General features: G+C 59.6%; 17 protein-coding genes and 1 tRNA gene. 13 read left to right on the forward strand and 5 right to left on the reverse strand.

The window, feature by feature from the left end; translation table 11 throughout:
- Positions 1–281: 281 nt before the first annotated feature.
- Positions 282–1472 carry an IS481 family transposase gene (locus tag ACR9ZQ_RS15910; RefSeq protein WP_481428263.1) on the forward strand — a complete coding sequence of 397 codons (1191 nt, stop codon included), beginning with the start codon at positions 282–284 and terminating at the stop codon, positions 1470–1472.
- A 43-nt stretch (positions 1473–1515) separates the two neighbouring features.
- Here the strand turns inward: ACR9ZQ_RS15910 and ACR9ZQ_RS15915 are convergent.
- Positions 1516–1605, reverse strand: a tRNA-Ser gene (locus tag ACR9ZQ_RS15915).
- 453 nt (positions 1606–2058) lie between these two features.
- On the opposite strand from ACR9ZQ_RS15915, the gene ACR9ZQ_RS15920 reads away from it, so the two are divergent.
- The 4 genes from ACR9ZQ_RS15920 (at position 2059) to ACR9ZQ_RS15935 (ending at position 6294) form a co-directional block, all read left to right on the forward strand.
- Positions 2059–3186, forward strand: a complete 1128-nt coding sequence (locus tag ACR9ZQ_RS15920) for a septal ring lytic transglycosylase RlpA family protein (protein ID WP_481428264.1) — start codon at positions 2059–2061, stop codon at positions 3184–3186.
- Between the two features lie 83 nt (positions 3187–3269).
- Entirely contained in the window at positions 3270–4463 is a 1194-nt protein-coding gene (locus ACR9ZQ_RS15925; protein WP_481428265.1) for a D-alanyl-D-alanine carboxypeptidase family protein, read from the forward strand.
- Positions 4464–4598: 135 nt separating this feature from the next.
- Entirely contained in the window at positions 4599–5276 is a 678-nt protein-coding gene (gene tmk, locus ACR9ZQ_RS15930; RefSeq protein ID WP_310388057.1) for a dTMP kinase, read from the forward strand.
- Positions 5269–6294 carry a DNA polymerase III subunit delta' gene (locus tag ACR9ZQ_RS15935; RefSeq protein WP_481428266.1) on the forward strand — a complete coding sequence of 342 codons (1026 nt, stop codon included), beginning with the start codon at positions 5269–5271 and terminating at the stop codon, positions 6292–6294. The genes tmk and ACR9ZQ_RS15935 overlap by 8 nt, the downstream gene beginning before the upstream one ends.
- On the opposite strand, the gene ACR9ZQ_RS15940 is transcribed toward ACR9ZQ_RS15935, so the two are convergent.
- Complete coding sequence (locus tag ACR9ZQ_RS15940; protein WP_310388054.1) at positions 6295–7083, reverse strand: sulfite exporter TauE/SafE family protein; 789 nt, start codon at positions 7081–7083, stop codon at positions 6295–6297. It lies immediately after the preceding gene.
- A 234-nt stretch (positions 7084–7317) separates the two neighbouring features.
- Here ACR9ZQ_RS15940 and metG point away from each other — a divergent pair, with 234 nt between their 5' ends.
- Genes metG through ACR9ZQ_RS15955 form a run of 3 tightly spaced genes read left to right on the forward strand, consistent with a single transcriptional unit; the run spans position 7318 to position 10472 of the window.
- Complete coding sequence (metG, locus tag ACR9ZQ_RS15945) at positions 7318–8868, forward strand: methionine--tRNA ligase (RefSeq protein ID WP_310388052.1); 1551 nt, start codon at positions 7318–7320, stop codon at positions 8866–8868.
- Positions 8869–8872: 4 nt separating this feature from the next.
- Positions 8873–9655 carry a TatD family hydrolase gene (locus ACR9ZQ_RS15950; protein WP_481428267.1) on the forward strand — a complete coding sequence of 261 codons (783 nt, stop codon included), beginning with the start codon at positions 8873–8875 and terminating at the stop codon, positions 9653–9655.
- 4 nt (positions 9656–9659) lie between these two features.
- Positions 9660–10472, forward strand: coding sequence for an MBL fold metallo-hydrolase (locus tag ACR9ZQ_RS15955; RefSeq protein WP_481428268.1), 813 nt, complete (start codon positions 9660–9662; stop codon positions 10470–10472).
- Here ACR9ZQ_RS15955 and ACR9ZQ_RS15960 read toward each other — a convergent pair.
- On the reverse strand, positions 10469–11080 hold the full coding sequence (locus ACR9ZQ_RS15960) for a TerC family protein (protein WP_007816503.1): 612 nt from the start codon (positions 11078–11080) through the stop codon (positions 10469–10471). The two genes, ACR9ZQ_RS15955 and ACR9ZQ_RS15960, sit on opposite strands and share 4 nt — an antisense overlap.
- A gap of 190 nt (positions 11081–11270) precedes the next feature.
- Here ACR9ZQ_RS15960 and ACR9ZQ_RS15965 point away from each other — a divergent pair, with 190 nt between their 5' ends.
- Both ACR9ZQ_RS15965 and ACR9ZQ_RS15970 read left to right on the forward strand, forming a co-directional pair.
- Positions 11271–11939, forward strand: a complete 669-nt coding sequence (locus ACR9ZQ_RS15965; protein WP_481428269.1) for a DUF2161 domain-containing phosphodiesterase — start codon at positions 11271–11273, stop codon at positions 11937–11939.
- A 197-nt stretch (positions 11940–12136) separates the two neighbouring features.
- The gene (locus ACR9ZQ_RS15970; protein ID WP_477921601.1) at positions 12137–13558 is read left to right on the forward strand and encodes an ISNCY family transposase; all 1422 of its coding nucleotides are present in this window, start codon (positions 12137–12139) and stop codon (positions 13556–13558) included.
- 6 nt (positions 13559–13564) lie between these two features.
- Here the strand turns inward: ACR9ZQ_RS15970 and ACR9ZQ_RS15975 are convergent, their stop codons facing one another.
- Entirely contained in the window at positions 13565–14302 is a 738-nt protein-coding gene (locus ACR9ZQ_RS15975; RefSeq protein WP_477921599.1) for a hypothetical protein, read from the reverse strand.
- A 311-nt stretch (positions 14303–14613) separates the two neighbouring features.
- Here ACR9ZQ_RS15975 and ACR9ZQ_RS15980 point away from each other — a divergent pair, with 311 nt between their 5' ends.
- The 3 genes from ACR9ZQ_RS15980 to ACR9ZQ_RS15990 all read left to right on the forward strand — a co-directional run bounded on the left by ACR9ZQ_RS15980 (position 14614) and on the right by ACR9ZQ_RS15990 (position 18139).
- Entirely contained in the window at positions 14614–14829 is a 216-nt protein-coding gene (locus tag ACR9ZQ_RS15980; protein ID WP_310388044.1) for a hypothetical protein, read from the forward strand.
- 50 nt (positions 14830–14879) lie between these two features.
- The gene (locus ACR9ZQ_RS15985; protein WP_310388042.1) at positions 14880–17717 is read left to right on the forward strand and encodes a M16 family metallopeptidase; all 2838 of its coding nucleotides are present in this window, start codon (positions 14880–14882) and stop codon (positions 17715–17717) included.
- Between the two features lie 194 nt (positions 17718–17911).
- Positions 17912–18139 (forward strand): hypothetical protein, encoded by a 228-nt coding sequence (locus ACR9ZQ_RS15990; protein WP_310388041.1) that lies wholly within the window; start codon positions 17912–17914, stop codon positions 18137–18139.
- Here ACR9ZQ_RS15990 and ACR9ZQ_RS15995 read toward each other — a convergent pair.
- The gene (locus ACR9ZQ_RS15995; protein WP_310388039.1) at positions 18103–18585 is read right to left on the reverse strand and encodes a phage regulatory CII family protein; all 483 of its coding nucleotides are present in this window, start codon (positions 18583–18585) and stop codon (positions 18103–18105) included. The two genes, ACR9ZQ_RS15990 and ACR9ZQ_RS15995, sit on opposite strands and share 37 nt — an antisense overlap.
- Between the last annotated feature and the right edge of the window lie 141 nt (positions 18586–18726).

The raw sequence follows: 18726 nt of genomic DNA on the forward strand, positions 1-18726 counted from the left end.
TCTCATCCTCCAACTGCGCCATTGAACTCGCCGTTTTGGAGAGCTCAGACAACGCAATCCAGCTTTTAGGTATCGTTCGGGCGAACCTATCCCAAATCAAGAGGATGATGAAATACAATTCGATGCATTTAGCCTGGATCATCTTCGTCGGCGCGAGCGACGCGGAAATTCGGCTTCAGAAGGATAAATAACTGATAATTTCAACTGCCCGACCCGAGAGATAGGTGACGTTTCGTACCGGAGACATGGGTAACACTTTTCGCTTTTTGCGGGAGGTGTTGATGCCGTGGAGAGAGACTTCGGTGATGGAGGAACGTCTTCGATTTGTCGCCCGGCTGCTTGAGGGCGAAGGCATGAGCGATGTGTGCCGGGAGTTCGGCATCTCGCGCAAGACCGGCTACAAGATCTTCAACCGCTACAAGGACGACGGCCTGGAGGCGCTGACGGATCGATCCCGACGGCCGGTGCGTTACGCCAACCAGTTGCCCGATCCGGTGGAGGCAATGATTGTTCACCTCAAAAAGGAGAAGCCTCACTGGGGTGCCAGAAAGATCAGGGAGTTGCTCGTTAAACGGCTCGCTGGCGATGTGCGCATTCCAGCAAAGAGCACGGTGCATGCTGTGCTCGATCGACACGGCCTTGTGAGCCAGGCCCGCAAGAGGAACCGGGCTAACAAGGCCGTTGGCACGCAGCTTTCGGAAGCCCTTGAGCCCAATGATCTGTGGTGCGCCGACTTCAAAGGCGAATTCAAGCTTGGTAACGGCCGCTACTGTTACCCCTTGACGATCACAGACCAGGCCTCACGCTATCTTCTTTGCTGCGAAGCCTTCGAATCGACGCGCGAACAGGGCGTCTTTGAAGCGTTCCGCAGGATCTTTACCGAACACGGCCTGCCTGCAGCCATTCGTTCCGACAATGGCCTTCCTTTCGCAAGCCCGAATGGCCTCTATAATCTATCGAAGCTGTCCGTTTGGTGGCTGCGATTGGGGATCGGCCTCGAACGCATTAGGCCTGGCCATCCGCAACAGAACGGACGCCATGAGCGCATGCATCTGACGCTGAAGAAGGAGGCGACGAGGCCACCTGGCAGGAACACTCTGCAGCAGCAGGCCCGCTTTGATGCATTCGTCAGCGAATTCAATGAGGAGCGGCCGCACGAGGCGTTGGACATGAAGGTGCCGGCAGATCTCTTTGTCGCATCGTCACGCCCCTATCGGGGCCTGCCGGAGATCGACTATCCCTTCCACGACAGGGAGGCGCTCGTCACCAATTGCGGCCGCCTCTGCATCTATCGCAAGAAGATCAACATCTCCACCGTACCGGCCGGACAAAAGCTTGGAATCAAGGAAGTTGATGACGGCATTTGGCTCGTCAGCTTCATGCACTATGATCTGGGATATATCGACCTGGAACAGAGGACTTTGCAAACCATCGACAACCCGTTCGGCACGAGGTTGTCACCCATGTGTTAGGTACGTTCTGTTACCTATGTCTTCGGTATGGACAAACGATTTATGGCGGAAGAGGTGGGATTCGAACCCACGGTACGGTTTCCCGCACGCCGGTTTTCAAGACCGGTTCCTTAAACCACTCGGACACTCTTCCATCCAGTTGATCCGGCTCGTCTTTGTTGTCAGGCCTTCGTTTTGACGAAGCCTCCTTCCAACGACGGCCAAATCGTGGTTTGGCTGGCTTTATAGCGGTTCGGATTTCAGCGTCAACGTGCTCTGACAGATCGGGCGGCAATTGAGCAGATAAACTGCTTCAATATGTTCTGACGCGGGACAGGGCGGTCGTGTCCGCCGAAAGTTGCTGTCACGATCCGAAACGGTCCAACATGCGGAAATACATCCGTGATTTCATTCCCGCACAGATTAAAATCAACCAAATATTAACCATAATCATTAGAATTCTCGCTATCGCCCCGAAATCGTTCGCAAATTAGCCACGATATCCACAAGATTAAAGTCTCGTTAGGCAGGCAGGGAATAAGGCAACTCCAACTCATTCACGAGTGAGTTCCTTAACCATAAAACGGTCTTGAGTGGCGTGGGGCATATGAAACTGAATTACGGGGCGGCGTCTTTCGCAACGACGGCACGATGGCTGGCATTGTCGGCCATGTGCGCAACAGTGGCGGCCTGCGGCACGACGCAGGCGGTTCCCAAGAAGAAATCCCACGGCAAGGAATATTTCTCGGAAAGCGAATATGGCGTCAAAGCCAGCCCGCGCGTTGCCAACGGCAACAATATTCCCAAGGGCGGCGGCCGCTACATCGTGGGCGATCCCTATGTGGTGAAGGGCAAGATGTATTACCCCAGGGAGGATTACTCCTATAACAAAGTGGGCATCGCTTCCTGGTACGGCTCTGCCTTCCACGGCCGCTTGACCGCGAATGGCGAAGTCTACGACCAGATGCATCTTTCAGCCGCGCATCCGACCTTTCCACTGCCGAGCTATGCGCGTGTGACGAACGTCGAAACCGGTTCTTCCGTGATCGTCCGCGTCAACGACCGTGGGCCCTATCACGAAGGTCGCATCATCGACCTTTCGAACAAGACCGCCTCCATGCTCGACCTGCAGCACAGCGGCACGGGCAATGTTCGCGTGCAATATGTCGGAAAGGCGCCCCTCGACGGTCATGACATGCCCTATCTGATGGCCTCCTATATTCCGAAGGGTAGCCGCATCCCGGGCATCAATCCGGGCGGGGGCCAGATCGCCTCCGGCGTCATGGTCGCCTCCAACAACAAGAAAATCACCGGCGACCAACTCCAGAGCCTCGGCGATTATTCCAGTCCTTCGCCGGCCAACGTGCCGGTACCATTCCGCTCGACTGCCTATGCGGGCTCCACGCCGAGCGCCAAGTATAATGCGGCTCCAGTTCCTGCGCCGATGCAGGCGCCGGCAGGCGGCCATTTCCTGACGCCGCCGCCGGCCTTCACCAATGGCGCTCAGACGATGGAACAGATGGTGGTTCTGCCGGAAATCGGACCCATTCCCTTTGAGCGTCCGAATGGCTGGTCGAAGGGCACATCGCTTGCCATGGGCTATCAGGAGGAGGCGAGGACAGTCAACGTTCCGCTCGCTTTCGACGCCGTGATGGTACGCAATGATGGCCTGACGCAGGAGTCTATCCTCGCCTCCTTCAAGCGTCAGAATGGCGGCAGCGCAAAGGCGCGATGAAAGCCTACAACAAAGTGTAATTGCATCGGCTTCCGGCTCGCTTTACCCTCCTGAATCAACCCGCACGATCAATGGGATTAGCGATGTTGAAGCCGCTGCTTCGCCTCCTTGCATGCCTGCTTTTGCCTGCTTCTGCAGCCTTTGCCGCAGAAGGCACCGAGGCCGGTTTCGTCACCAAGGCCGCGCAGGCCTATATGATCGAAGCCTCGACCGGGACTGTGCTTCTCGCCAAGAACGAGAACCAGGTCTTTGCGCCTGCCTCGCTTGCCAAGCTGATGACGATGGATCTCGTTTTCAGTGCCGTCAGCAAGGGTCAGATTTCGCTCGATACCGAATATCCCGTCTCCGAATATGCCTGGCGTACCGGCGGCGCGCCTTCGCGTGCGGCCACGATGTTTGCAGCGCTGAAATCGAAGGTTCGCGTCGAGGATCTGATCAAGGGCGTTGCGATCCAGGGCGCTAATGACGGCTGCATCATCCTTGCCGAGGGCATGGCCGGCAGCGAGGACCAGTTTGCGGCATCGATGACCCGGCGCGCTCGCGAGCTTGGCATGGAAAAGGCTATCTTCGGCAATTCAACCGGGTTTCCCGACGGCAACAGCAAGGTGACGGCTAGGGAATTGGTGACGCTCGCCGTCGATCTGCAGGCTTCCTATCCCGATCTCTATCCCTATTTTGCCCAAGCGGATTTCGAATGGAACAAGATCTTCCAACGTAACCGCAATCCGCTGCTCGGCATGGATCTCGGCGCTGATGGGCTAGCGACGGGCTTTACGGAAGGCGAGGGCTACTCGATCGTCGCCTCGGTACAGCGTAACGGACGGCGGCTCTTCGTGGCGCTTGCCGGCATCGCCTCCGACAAGGAGCGCACGGAAGAGGCCAAGCGCGTGCTGGAATGGGGGCTGACGGCCTTCGAAAGCCGTCAGGTCTTTGCAGACGAGGAAGTCATCGGTGCGGCGAGCGTCTATGGCGGCACGGCGCGCACCGTCGATCTCGTCGCCAAGGCGCCGGTCAGCGTCTATGTTCCGATCAACAATCCAGACCGGCTCGCAGCCCGCATCGTCTACCACTGGCCGCTGATGGCGCCGGTGAAGGCCGACACGGAAGTCGGCACGCTGCGCATCGTTTCCGGCAACAGGATGTTGCGCGAAGTGCCACTCTATACAGTGCAATCGGTGGAGGTTGGATCGCTCACCAGCCGGGCGGTCGACGCACTGCTGGAGCTTGGCGAATCGCTATTCTTCTCCTGGCTCTGGGACAGGTCCGAGCAGAGCTGAGATCCTTTTTGCCCGCGGATTTTGCCGCAATTTACCGGGGAAGGTGAATATGTCGCCGCGGCAAAAGGTTTCGTTCCGCACTATCTTCGGATAGATAGAGGAAGAGCGTGGCGCTCAGAATGCGGGAAAGTATCATTGTCGTCCGGTACAGGATTGTTCGTTACGTTTGAAGGCGGAGAGGGGGCTGGGAAGTCCACGCAGATCCGCCGTCTCGCCGAGGCCCTTAAAGCCGAAGGCCATGACGTGCTGTTGACCCGGGAGCCCGGGGGCTCGCCGGGCGCCGAAGCGGTGCGCCATGTGCTGCTTTCGGGCGCTGCGGAAGCCTTCGGCACCCGCATGGAAGCGATCCTCTTTGCCGCCGCCCGCAACGATCACGTGGAAGAGGTCATCCGGCCGGCGCTTTACAAGGGCAAGATCGTGCTCTGCGACCGCTTCATGGATTCCTCGCGCGTCTATCAGGGAGTTACCGGCAACCTGGAGCCAGAATTCATCGAGACGCTGCAGCGCATCGCCATCAACGGCGTGATGCCTGATTGTACGCTGATCCTCGATATTCCGGCCAAGCTGGGCCTGGAGCGCGTTATCAAGCGAAACGCCGACGGCCCTGACCGTTTCGAGAAGGAGACGCTCGAAACGCACGAGAAACGCCGCGAAGCCTATCTCGATATCGCCGCGCGCGAGCCGGAGCGTTGCCATGTCGTCAACGCGACGCAGCCTGAAGAGGCGATTGCCGCGGAGATCCTCACCATCGTCACGCAGTTGCTGAAACCATCAGCCGAAGCGCGGATGCCGGAAGCGGCGCATCATGAGTGAGGACAGACCCGGACTGCTCGACGGCGCCATCTGGCCGGCCGAAAATACGAAGCTCTTCGGCCATGAAGATGCTGAGGATTTCCTGGCGCAGTTCTACCGCTCCGGCAAAGGCCATCATGCGATCCTGGTCGAAGGGCCAGAGGGGATCGGAAAGGCGACATTGGCCTTCCGCTTCGCCAATCATGTTCTATCGCATCCCGATCCGGCCACCGCGCCAGACCGCATCGCCGATCCGGATCTCGGATCTGCCGTGAGCCGGCAGATCGCCTCAGGCGCCTCGCACAATCTCCTGCATCTTGCCAGACCCGTAGATGAGAAGACCGGCAAGGTGAAATCGGCAATTACCGTCGACGAGGTACGCAGGGCCGGCAAGTTCTTCTCGCAGACCTCGGGCACCGGCAACTGGCGGATCGTCATCATCGATCCTGCCGACGACATGAACCGCAATGCGGCAAACGCCATCCTGAAGATCCTCGAGGAGCCGCCGAAGCGGGCGATGTTCCTCGTCCTGTCGCATGCACCGGGAAAGCTGCTGCCGACAATCCGTTCGCGCTGCCTGCCGTTGAAGCTTGCGCCACTTGGCGACCACGCGCTGGTTTCCGCACTTGCCCATCTCGGCGTTCAGGGTGAGGGACAGGCCCTGCTTTCCGCCGCCAAAGGCAGCGTCGGCGAGGCGCTGAAACTGCTGAATTATGGTGGTGGGGATATTATCGAAGCCTATAACCAGGTCCTGTCTTCCGAAGGACCGGCAGCGCGCAAGGCTATGCACCGGCTTGCCGATGCGCTCTCGGGCAAGGAGGCTGATACGATCTTTGATTTCTTCGTCAGTCATGTGGGTGATGACGTGATGAACCGTGCGCGCCTCGCGGCAGGCGAGGGGCAGATTGCGGCGGCCGAGCGCTTGGCGCGGCTCTATTCCGCGATCACCGAGAAACTGACCGTCTCCGACGCCTATAATCTCGACCGCAAGCAGACGATCATGGAAGTGCTTTCCGATATCAAGCAGCCGAACGCCTGATCAGCCGGCAAGCAGTTTCGAGGCAACGACGGCAAGCGTGACGGCCAGCACGATGCGGATGGTGCGCTCGTGCAGTTTCGGCGCAAGAAGGCTGCCGACGACGATGCCGGGAATGGAGCCGACAAGCAGAGCAAGCAGCATCGACCAGTCGATCTCTCCGATGATCCAGTATCCCGTGCCGCCGATCAGCGTCAGGGGTACCGCGTGAACGATGTCGGAGCCGACGATCTCACGCACATCGAGCCGCGGATAGAGAACGAGCAGGATCGTGACGCCCAGGGCGCCGGCACCGACCGATGTCAGCGTGACGAGCACGCCGAGCACAAAACCGAGAACGACCGTGAAGACCGCGATGGTCGCAGGCTGCGGCGGCATGCGATCACCGATGGCGCGGCGGGCGAATTCGAGGATCTGGCTGCGGAAAACAAGCATGATCGCGGTCATGACCAGAAGCCAGCCGAGCGCCGTGGTGATGGTATTGGTCACGCCGATGCTCTTGCGGTCTACGCCGGCCATCAGCCAGAGCATCAGGAGGGCGGCCGGAACGCTGCCAGCCGCGAGACTGCCGACGATCTTCCAGTTGACGCGCCCATGCATGCCGTGAACGGCAGTGCCCGCCGTCTTTGTAATGGCAGCATAGAGAAGATCGGTTCCGACGGCCGTCGCCGGATGGACGCCGAAGAGGAGCACGAGCAGGGGCGTCATCAGCGAACCACCGCCAACGCCGGTGATGCCGACCAGCGCTCCTACGACAAGACCAGACAGGGAATAGAGAGGCTCGAACGTCAAATACGCGCCTCCGAGGGCGCGCGGCCATCACTATTCCGATCGATGAAAAATGGCACTTTGCTTCCGTCCCGCCCTCTTGCGACAGAAGGGGTAGATTGCGCCAGAACACGAGTCAAGGTCACCAATACGCGGCCCGGAAATCGTCGGTGGCTGCCAAACTTGATGTTTCGCTTGTGCGAGACATGCGCTAATAGCGGCTGACGATTTTTATAGAGTAAGCCGGAATTGGCCGCCATGACAGACAAGACCCCCTTCTACATCACGACAGCGATCTCCTACCCCAACGGCAAGCCACATATCGGCCATGCCTATGAGTTGATTGCGACCGACGCCATGGCGCGCTACCAACGCCTCGACGGCAAGGATGTCTTCTTCCTGACGGGGACTGACGAGCACGGCCAGAAGATGCAGCAGACGGCGCGTGCCGAAGGCATCACGCCACAGGCGCTTGCCGACCGCAATTCCGGCGAATTCCAGGCGATGGCAAAGCTGCTCAATGCTTCGAACGACGACTTCATCCGTACCACGCAGGAACGTCACCACGAGAGTTCGCGGAACATCTGGAAGCTGATGGCCTCAAATGGCGACATCTACAAGGATTCCTATGCCGGCTGGTACTCGGTGCGTGACGAAGCCTATTACCAGGAAAACGAAACCGAGCTGCGCGCCGATGGCGTGCGCTACGGGCCGCAGGGCACGCCGGTCGAATGGGTGGAAGAGGCAAGCTACTTCTTCAAGCTCTCCGAATACCAGGACCGGCTGCTGAAGCATTACGAGGAAAACCCTGATTTCATCGGCCCGGCCGAGCGCCGCAACGAGGTGATCTCCTTCGTCAAATCCGGCCTCAAGGATCTCTCGGTCTCACGCACGACCTTCGACTGGGGTATCAAGGTACCGAACGATCCCTCGCATGTCATGTATGTCTGGGTCGATGCGCTGACGAACTACATCACGGCGACGGGCTATATCGAAGACCGCAACGGGCCGCGGGCGAAATACTGGCCGGCTGATGTGCATATCATCGGCAAGGACATCATCCGCTTTCACGCCGTCTACTGGCCGGCCTTCCTGATGTCGGCAAAGCTGCCGCTGCCGAAGCGCGTCTTTGCTCACGGCTTCCTGCTTAACAAGGGCGAGAAGATGTCGAAGTCGCTCGGCAACGTCGTCGATCCGGTCAATCTGGTGAACCATTTCGGCCTCGACCAGGTGCGTTACTTCTTCCTGCGCGAAGTCTCCTTCGGCCAGGACGGCAGCTACAGCGAAGAGGCGATCGGCACGCGCATCAATTCCGACCTCGCCAACGGCATTGGAAACCTCGCCAGCCGCTCGCTGTCGATGATCGTCAAGAATTGCGACGGCAAGATCCCGGAATGCGGACCGTTGACCGATGAGGACAAGGCGATGCTGGCGCAGGCCGATGCGCTGCATGCCTCGACCCGTGAGGATATGAGCAAGCAGCTCATCCACCGCGCGTTGGCGTCCATCATCGCCGTGGTCTCCGAGACCGACCGCTATTTCGCCGGCCAGGAGCCGTGGGCGCTGAAGAAGACCGATCCGGCGCGCATGGGCACGGTGCTCTATGTTACTGCCGAAGTGGTGCGCCAGATCGCCGTCCTGCTGCAGCCCTTCATGCCGGAATCGTCCGGCAAGCTGCTCGACCTGGTGGCTGCGCCTGCAGGCAGCAGAGATTTCGCAGCGCTTGGCGAAGCCGGCCGTCTGGTGCCGGGAACGCCGCTCGAAGCGCCGAAGCCGGTCTTCCCCCGCTACGTGGCTCCGGAGGCTTAAGGCCGTGCTGGTCGATACGCATTGCCATCTGGACTTTGCCGATTTCGAGGCGGAACGCGACGAAGTAGTGGTGCGCGCCCATGCGTCCGGCGTGGCGCAGATGGTGACGATCTGCACCCGCGTGCGCAAGCTCGACGGGCTGCTCGCCATCACTGAAAAATATCCCTCCGTCTTCTGCTCGGTCGGCACGCATCCCAACAATGCGGGTGACGAACTGGATATCCAGACGGAAGATCTGGTACGGCTCGCGAATGCCCATCAGAAGGTCGTCGCGATCGGCGAGGCCGGTCTCGATTATTTCTACGATACGCAAAAGCCCGAAGACCAGCAGACCGGCTTTCGCCGCCACATTGCCGCGGCACGGGAAACGCAGCTTCCGCTCGTCATCCATAGCCGCAGCGCTGATGCCGACATGGCTGCGATCCTGACCGAGGAAACAGGGAAGGGGGCCTTCCCCTTCATCCTGCATTGCTTCTCGGCCGGCCCGGACCTGGCGAAGACTGGCGTCGAGCTCGGCGGCTACATCTCCTTTTCGGGTATTCTCACTTTCCCGAAGTCGGAAGAGCTGCGCGACATCGCCAAGACCATTCCGTACGACCGGTTGCTCGTCGAAACGGATGCGCCGTATCTGGCTCCGAAGCGCTGGCGCGGCAAGCGTAACGAGCCATCTTACGTGGTGAATACGGCCGAGGTGCTGGCCGATACGATCGGCCTCCCTTACGAGGAGGTCGCGCGGATCACCACCGACAATGCTTTCAGGCTGTTTTCGAAGATGCCGAGGATCTAGCGGCGTGGCACGACGGCAGCGGTTCACCATTCTCGGCTGTTCGTCGTCACCCGGCGTGCCACGCATCACCGGCGACTGGGGCGCCTGCAATCCGGACAATCCAAAGAACAGAAGAACACGCGCCGCCTTTATGGTGCAGCAGTTTTCTGATGATGGCGCTGCAACGACCGTCGTCATCGATACGGGGCCGGATTTTCGCGAGCAGATGATCAGGGCAGGAGTCGACCATGTCGACGCGGTCCTCTACACCCATCCGCATGCGGACCATATCCACGGCATCGACGATCTGCGTGGTTATTTTCACAATACCCGCCGGCGCGTGCCGATCTTCGCCGACCAGTTTACGATGAGCCGGCTGCGGGAAGCCTTCGGCTACTGCCTGGAGACGCCGCCGGGCAGCAATTATCCGCCAATCGTACTGCCCATCGTGATCGATGATCTGGAAAAGCCCGTTGAAATCCACGGGCCAGGCGGAACGATCGCCTTCATGCCGCATCTGCAGCAGCATGGTGACATCCATTCGCTCGGTTTCCGCATCGGCGATGTGGCCTATTGCAGCGATATCAGCGACTTCCCGCCGCAGACGGTGGAGAGGCTGCAGAACCTCGACATGCTGATCATCGACGCCCTGCAATATGCCTATCATCCCAGCCATCTCTCGCTGGAACAGTCACTGGACTGGATCGAGCGGCTAAGACCGAAGCGGGCGATCCTGACGCATATGCACACGCCGCTCGACTATGATGTAGTCATGGCGCAAACGCCGGACCATGTGGTGCCGGCGTTCGACCAGATGAGCTTCGAAGTCGAGGTTTAGCTGCCGATAAATGGAGCAACCTCGAGGTATCCGCGATGGATCATGTCGAGCGCGACATAGAGAATGATCAACAGGCCGACATAGGCGATCCAGCGATGTTTGTTGAGCAGGCGGGCGATAAAGTTCGCGGCGATGCCCATCAGCGCAATGGAAAGACCGAGGCCTAGCACCAGCACGCTCGGATGTTCGCGAGCGGCACCGGCAACGGCAAGAACATTGTCCAGCGACATGGAAACGTCGGCGATGACGATCTGTGTCGCAGCCTGGAAGAAGGTCTTCCTCGGCGCAGCTGCGCCAGCTTCGGCCGCATGTTCCTCGCCATGGCCGGCACGCAGCTCACGCCACATCTTCCAGCAGACCCAGAGAAGCAGCAGGCCACCGGCCAGCAGAAGGCCGACGATCGCCAGAAGATAGACTGCGACAGAGGCGAACAGGATGCGAAGCACCGTTGCCGCCAGAATGCCGACAAGGATTGCCTTGCGGCGCTGCGTGGCTTCCAGGCCGGCAGCAGCAAGGCCGATGACGACGGCGTTGTCGCCGGCGAGAACAAGGTCGATAGCAATGACCTGCAGCAAGGCCGTCAAACCGGCCGCTGTGAAAATATCCATATCGAATTACCCCCGGGATATGCTTCGAGCGTGCTAGCGTCTTGAGGGTTTTCCGTCAACCTGAGAAGGGATGCATTAATGGCCATCCACGGCCATGTAGCGTAATCTAGCTGATGGCGATCGATGCGGTGTCCCGTATCAACGGATCGATGTAGATTATGGAACAATTCTTTCTTCGATCCGCAGGCCCATGGAAACGTCGCTTTATCTGCCCGTCAAAGGCTTTCTCGAAAAGGCAGGTTATGTCGTCAAGGGCGAAGTCGGCGGCTGCGATCTGGTTGGCCTGAGCGACAGCGATCCGCCTGTGGTGGTAGTCTGCGAGCTGAAGCTGAGCTTCAATCTCGAGCTCATCCTGCAGGCCGTCGATCGCGCGGCCGCCTCTGACGAAGTCTGGATCGCGGCGCGGGTCTCCGCCAGGGGTAAAGGCCGGGAAGCCGATAAGCGCTACCGCGATCTCTGCCGCAGGCTCGGCATCGGCATGCTCGGTATCTCGGATGCCGGCGACGTCAGCATCATCGTCGGTTCCGTATCGCCCATGCCGCGGACCAATCCGAAGCGCCGGTCGCGGCTGATGCGCGAGCACCAGAAACGCCGCGGCGACCCGGCGCTCGGCGGCAGCACGCGCACGCCGCTCATGACGGCATATCGCCAGCAGGCGCTCGGCTGTGCTGCGGCGCTGGCATCAGGGCCACTGCGCGTGCGTGACATCAGATCCGGTGTACCGGAGGCCGGCAAGATCCTGCTGTCCAATGTCTATGGCTGGTTCGAACGACTGGACAGAGGCGTCTACGGCTTGACGGATGCCGGACGGGAAGCGCTGCAGCGGTGGCCACAGCCGGAGATGCAGGCGGCACAGTAATGGGTGCGATTTGGGTGCGACTTCAGTTCCATAATCTATCTTATGCGATCCTCATGTGTAGTGGCTATTTAGTAATGCGACAGTTGGGCCAGTTAGAGATGCGACAGTCTCGCCTCTCGACGACTGGTCAATGCCAATGTCGGGAGCAAGGATGACGATCTTCAGCCTGGTCGAGACCATGAGCGGTCGGAGTCGTCATGTCCTGTTTGATCACTATGTCGCAGAAAGAATTGCATCGCCTCGAACTCATCCAGAAGATCCGTGACGAACGCTTGAGCGTTGTCCAGGCTGCCGAACGGCTCGACCTCAGTCGAAGTCAGGTCCATCGGCTGCTGCAGGCCTATGACCGGGATGGTCCGGCCGGGCTTGTTTCCAAGAAGCGATCACGGCCGAGCAACCGGCGCCATAGCGATGAGTTTCGCAATGCGGCGCTGGACCTGATCCGCGAACGCTATCTGGATTTCGGTCCGACGCTGGCGCGTGAGAAACTGATCGAGCTACACCAGATCTCGGTAGCTAAGGAGACATTGCGGCAATGGATGACCGAGGCCGGCATCTGGGTCTCACGCAGAGAACGCAAGAAGCGGGTTTTCCAGCCACGCGGCCGACGTGATTGCTTTGGCGAACTGGTGCAGATTGACGGTTCGCATCACAGGTGGTTCGAGAACCGTGGTCCCAAATGCGCCCTGCTCGTCTATATCGATGACGCGACTGGCAAGCTGCTGCATCTACGGTTTGCCGGATCGGAGAACACATTTGACTATCTGCACGCGACGAAGGCCTATCTGCAGCAATGGGGCAAGCCGCTAGCGTTCTACAGTGACAAGCATGGCGTTTTCCGCAGTACGCATGCGTCTGAGAAAGACCGGACGAGCGGCCTGACACAGTTCGGTCGAGCGCTTTATGAGCTGAACATCGACATTATCTGTGCCAATACCCCGCAGGCCAAAGGCCGGGTGGAGCGCGCCAATCAGACATTGCAGGATCGGCTGGTCAAGGAGTTGCGGCTTCGCGGCATTGACACGATCAAGGAAGCCAACGCCTATGTGCCTGAGTTCATTACGGATTTCAACGCGCGTTTTGGCAAGCAGCCGCGTAATCCGAAGGACATGCACCGGCCGTTGGCCGATCACGAGAACCTCGACGGCGCCATGTGCCGCAAGGAGGTCCGCACGCTGTCGCAGGCCCTGACGCTGCGTTACGACAAGGTCTTGTTCATTCTCGATCCGACTGATCTTTCCAGGTCTCTGGCGGGTAAGAGGGTTGTTGTCTGCGACTATCCGGACGGGCGTCTCGAGATCATGCACGAGAGCTTTGCCCTGCCCTACAGAACCTTTGACACGTTACGCTCCGTGCATCGCGCCGAGGTCGTCGATAACAAGCGGCTGGACGACATGCTGTCTGTTGTCGCCGAGCTGCAGGCTGGGCGGGAGCAGCAGCGCAGCAAGGGCGGACCACGGCGAACTGGGCAGACGGACCATATGTTCGGCATTCGCGATGGCAGCACGGGGAACGGCTACCAGAAGCGTGGACGCAAGCCGAGAACGGATTACATGAACGATCCGCTGGTGATCGAACGGCGGGAGAAAGCGTTATTGAGGCAGCCGGCTGCGGAATAAAGGGCGTCAATGCACGCCGATATCGCTCTGCGTATCTGACTCCAATTGCAGGCAGGCGGACCAAAGCGGCGTCTTGTGGAAGGCTCCGTCTTGAAGAAGCGTGAGCCCTTCTCGTGCCTCATAAAGCAGGCCCAGCCAGCACAGGCGTCGCAGGACGCCATATTGGAGATCGGATTTGAGCTCCCAGGCTTCCAGGGTCATTTCGGTAGCGGACAGAGGTGCCATGTCTGGATAGAGGGTCTTCAGGACGTCCAATGGCGTGCAGCCTTCTCTCGCCTTGATGTTGAGAAGATTGAGGAACATGCGCCACCAGCGTAGGCGCGCTTGCACCTGCGCTTCCCGCTCGGTGGCATGGACATACGAATAGAGGTAATCCGTGGCGACCAGATCGAAGAAGGCTTGCGGATTCACCAGAAACTCCCGGCCGCGTCTGGTTGGCAGCAGCACATCCTTTTTCCGGCGAAGCAGCTTCAGATGGCGGGTCATGTCGCGCACGACCCAGAGCGGCGGCATGTCGCTTTCGTTCAGCACTTTGTTCATGCTGTAGAGGTCTTCGGCTGTGAAGTCGGGCCAGAGGAAGTTCACAGCGGCCCAATGTACGAATTTGCGGTTCATGGCGCCGGTCGCCGTCAATCCTATGCCACCCTCACCGTCAGCATAGGCAACGGACAGAAGCATGCCGCGAAGAAGTGGTGACAGCGCGGCGACATCGACGTCACCCTGCAGCTTTATTTCCGGAAGCATCGCGCGACTTTGATCCCTACCCCGCCCCATGCAGGTGCGCGGGAGTATCGGCCGGCGACGGAACAATTGCCACTGAGAAAGCTAAAGCCGAAGGGGTGCCCCTCACCCGCCCCCGCTCCGCCCTTTCAACCCGGCCCAGCCGGCCGGATCGGGGGCTGATCATCAGAGCCAGTGTCGCGTTTCTAACTGGCTGACAATGGCGCAGTACTAATCAGCTTTGACATCATGTGTAGCCGCAAAGTTGAAGTGTCCTGTTTCTGCAAAGTAAGAATGTCACTCTCCCCGGGTTTTAATGACCTGGGAGATTGCGGATGGGACTGATTGCGATGAGGGTGTCGGCTTCGAATGCAAAGTCACCCATCTACATTGCAACGCAGTATGGCGAGGGCTACGTCTGGATCGCGACCCAGTCCCGGTCAGGGCCGATCGATGCATTCCTGATCATCGAGGGAGAGCGGTCGTTGGCACGAGCCTGTCTCAAAATAGACATTGATGCGAAGCAAAGCCTGTTCGATAGTCCGTGCTGACGTTACGCCCTCTTCCTGCCCACCACCTGGACGAAATGCCCTTTACACATATGAAAATCCATATCTTTTCTCAGCTCCTGGCTGCAGCCGCGCTTGCTGCAGCCGTCGCCTTGGGGTCGGCAGCCCATGCAGAAAATCCATCCGCGCCGTGGCCGCAGATGATCAGCGACCTGCGGGCCGAACCCGGCATACGCTTCGGCACGCTCGAAAACGGCATGCGATTTGCGATCATGCGCAATGCCACGCCACCGGGACAGGCGGCCATCCGTTTCCGGATCGGCGCCGGCTCGCTCGACGAGAGGGATGATCAGCAGGGGTTGGCGCATTTCCTCGAACATATGGCCTTCAAAGGCTCGACGCATGTCGCCCAGGACGAGATGATCCGCATCCTGCAGCGCAAGGGCCTAGCCTTTGGGCCTGATACCAACGCCAACACATCCTATGACGAGACCGTCTATGCGCTCGATCTTCCCGAGGTCGATGCGGACACGCTTTCAACCGGCCTGATGCTGGTGCGCGAGACGGCGAGCGAACTGACGCTCGACGCCGGCGCCTTCGACCGCGAGCGCGGCGTCATCCTGTCGGAAGAGCGGCTGCGTGACACGCCGCAATATCGCGCGGCGATCGGCGTCACGAATTCCATGCTCGCCGGCCAGCGCGTGACGATGCGCGCGCCGATCGGCAAGGTCGACATCATCAGGAATGCGCCGGTCGATCTGCTGCGCGATTTTTACCACGTGAACTATCGGCCCGATCGCGCCACACTGATCGTGGTAGGCGATGTCGATCCAACAGCCATGGAAATCGAAATCAGGCAGCGCTTCGGCGACTGGAAGGTCGCCGCCCCTGCCCCGCAAAAGCCCGATCTCGGCACGCTGAAGCCGAAAGGCGAAAGCGCCGAGGTCATCACGGTTCCGGGCGGCACAACGAATGTCCAGATCGCCTGGACGCGGCCCTATGATGCTTCGCCTGACACTTTCGCCAAGCGTCGCCAGCAACTGGTCGAAGATCTCGGTCTCCTGGTACTCAAACGTCGACTGGGCGCCATGGCCAACAGGGCCAATGCACCCTTCATCAGCGCCGCCGTCGGCTCTCAGGATCTTTTCGACTCGGCCCATATTGTTGTCGTCACGGCAAATTCCGAGACGGACAAATGGCAGCAGGCACTCGCGGCCATCGATCAGGAGCAGCGCCGTTTCCAACAATTCGGCGCCGAGCAGGCCGAGCTCGATCGGGAAATCGTCGAATATCGCTCTCTCCTTGAAGCGGCCGCCGCCGGTGCTCAGACGCGCACGAGCACCGACATCGCTTCCATGCTGGCGAGCAGCGTCGATGACAATGAGGTCTTCACCTCACCCGCGGACGATCTCTCGATGTTCGAGACGATCACCAAGGGCCTGACAGCGGCCGAGGTCAACGAGGTTGTCGCGCATGTCTTCTCCGGCAATGGCCCGCAGCTCGTCCTGCAGACTGCGCAAGCGCAACAGGGCGGCGCCAGCGACATCAGGCAGGCATATGACACCTCCCTTGCCGTTCCGGTCACCGCGCCGTCCACCGCGGCAGCCGTCGTCTGGCCCTATACCCATTTCGGTGAACCTAGTGCTGTCGTCGAACGTCGCGTCGTCGAGGATCTCGGGCTGACCATGGTGCGCTTTGCCAACGGCGTGCGGCTGACAATCAAGCCGACCGAGTTGCGCGCCAACGAAGTGCTGGTACGCGAGGATATCGGTCGCGGCCGGCTGGGACTGCCGAACGACCATCCCCTGGCGATCTGGGCATCGCCGGCCGTCGCCTTGTCGGGCACCAGGGCCATGGATTATCCGGATTTACAGAAAGCGCTGGCCGCCAAAATCGCCGGCATCGACTTCTCGGTGGACGACAGCTCCTTCCAGTTCACCGGCCAGACGCAGACAGGGGATCTTGCGACGCAACTGCAGATCATGGCCGCCTACACTTCCGATCCCACGTACCGGCCGGAAGTTTTCAAGCGCGTCCGGCAAGCCTATTTGAACAACCTCGATCAGTATGAGGCGACGCCAGGGGCCGTCATCGGCCGCGATTTCGCAGGCCTCGTGCATTCCAGCGACCCACGCTGGACCTTCCCGGACCGGGCGCAATTGTCCGCCACGAAGCTGGAAGATTTCGAAGCGCTGTTCCGGCCGCAAATTTCCGCAGGTCCGATCGATATCACCATTGTCGGCGACATAATGGCGGACGAAGCAATCCGCCTGACGGCTGAAACCTTCGGGGCTTTGCCGGCTCGCCCTGACGCGACAACGGACAATATTGCAAACGATGTGCATTTCCCCGCACCCACCGAAAAACCCGTCATGCGGACCCATAACGGGCGGGGCGATAATGCCGCGGCGATCGTCGCTGCCCCCGTTGGCGACATGCTCTCGGATATGCAGCGGGGCTTTGTCGCCAATGTTGCCGGCCAGGTCTTCGAAAACAGGCTGATCGACCAGTTCCGAATTGCCGAAGGCGCGGCCTACAGTCCGCAGGGCGCCATGGACCTGTCGTGGGACATTCCTGGCTATGGCTACGCCTATCTCTATGTCGAGACGAAACCGGACAAAGTCGAGAATTTCTATGCGCTCGTGGACAAGATCGCCAATGATCTCAGGTCAAACGATGTTTCGCCGGACGAACTGGTCAGGGCTCGGGCTCCGATCATCGAAACATTGAAGCATCAGCAGCAGAGTAACGAATATTGGGTGCAATATCTGAACGGCGCTCAAACGGACCCTCGCCGTCTGGAACGGATACGCGACAATCTCAGCGGCTACGGCAAAGTCACCGCCGAGGATATCCGTCAATTTGCCACGACCTATTTCCGTCCGGATAAATTCTGGAAATTCGAGGTGCTGCCGGCAGCGGTACGATAGGCACAGAGTGCCTCAAAAACCGGATCCCGACGGTGGCCGTGTGCTTCGGGATCCGCTTGCGATTTTGTTTCATCCACACCGCTTAATGCCTGACAATGCCGAGCGGGATTGCCTGCGTAAAAACGTCGAGATCGTTTTGATGGCGGAGCTGCACGCAGCTGGCTAGATGCCCAAACGAATTCACCGGTCTTCGCATGGCATCCGATCATTCTCATCCCATTCAGGAATATGCGCGCATTGTGCGCGAGAAGAACCTTTTGAAGCTTCGTCTTCTTTCTGTTGACCGGCAGCTTGCCACGGCCAGCGGCGCCTGGAAATCCTTTCTGGAGGAGACGCGTCTTTCGGTCATCGAAGCGATGCTTGCGCTTGAGGAGGAGGGCGAAGGCTATCTCTTGCTGATGCGTAAGGACTGCCCGACGTAAGTTCCCTTCAGGCCGAGGCGAAGGGATGCGAGCGCCCTCTCCGCCTCCTCGATCTCCTTGAGCACCAGGCGCTGCTTGCGATGATCCATTCCGCCTCCGGCAAGTGCGGCATCCACCAGTTCGAGCACGTCCGTCGCCTCGACGACCACTCGCGTCGCACCTCTCTGCAGTGACGCGACAGGCTCGGCCTGTTCCACACCGGAAGAGCGTTCCGCTGCAACAAAGATACTTCCCTCGAGGAGATAGGATGCGAGGCGTGGATCGGGCACGACTTCCAGCAGATTCTGGATTTCGTCAGCGGAAAAACAGGTTCTGCTGATCAGGCGCGAGTGGAAGGCCGCGTAATTCATCCCCAGGGCGGCGGCGACGACATTCACCGGATAGGCTCTCTCTACAACAAGAATAGTGTAGACGATGTCTGCGAAAGCACGGCCGCGTTGCGTCATGATCGCCCCCAGGTTCTGTTTCTGCAACTATAGCGGAAGCCGCGTCAAAAGGGAGCGGCTGTTTTGATATCGCATCGGTCAGGGCGGTGCTAACGCGGCGCCTCGGCAGGAGACACCCCACCTGCCGGGGAAAGGCCACCT

It is taken from the genome of Rhizobium sp. KNZ14-9A, assembly GCF_056755015.1.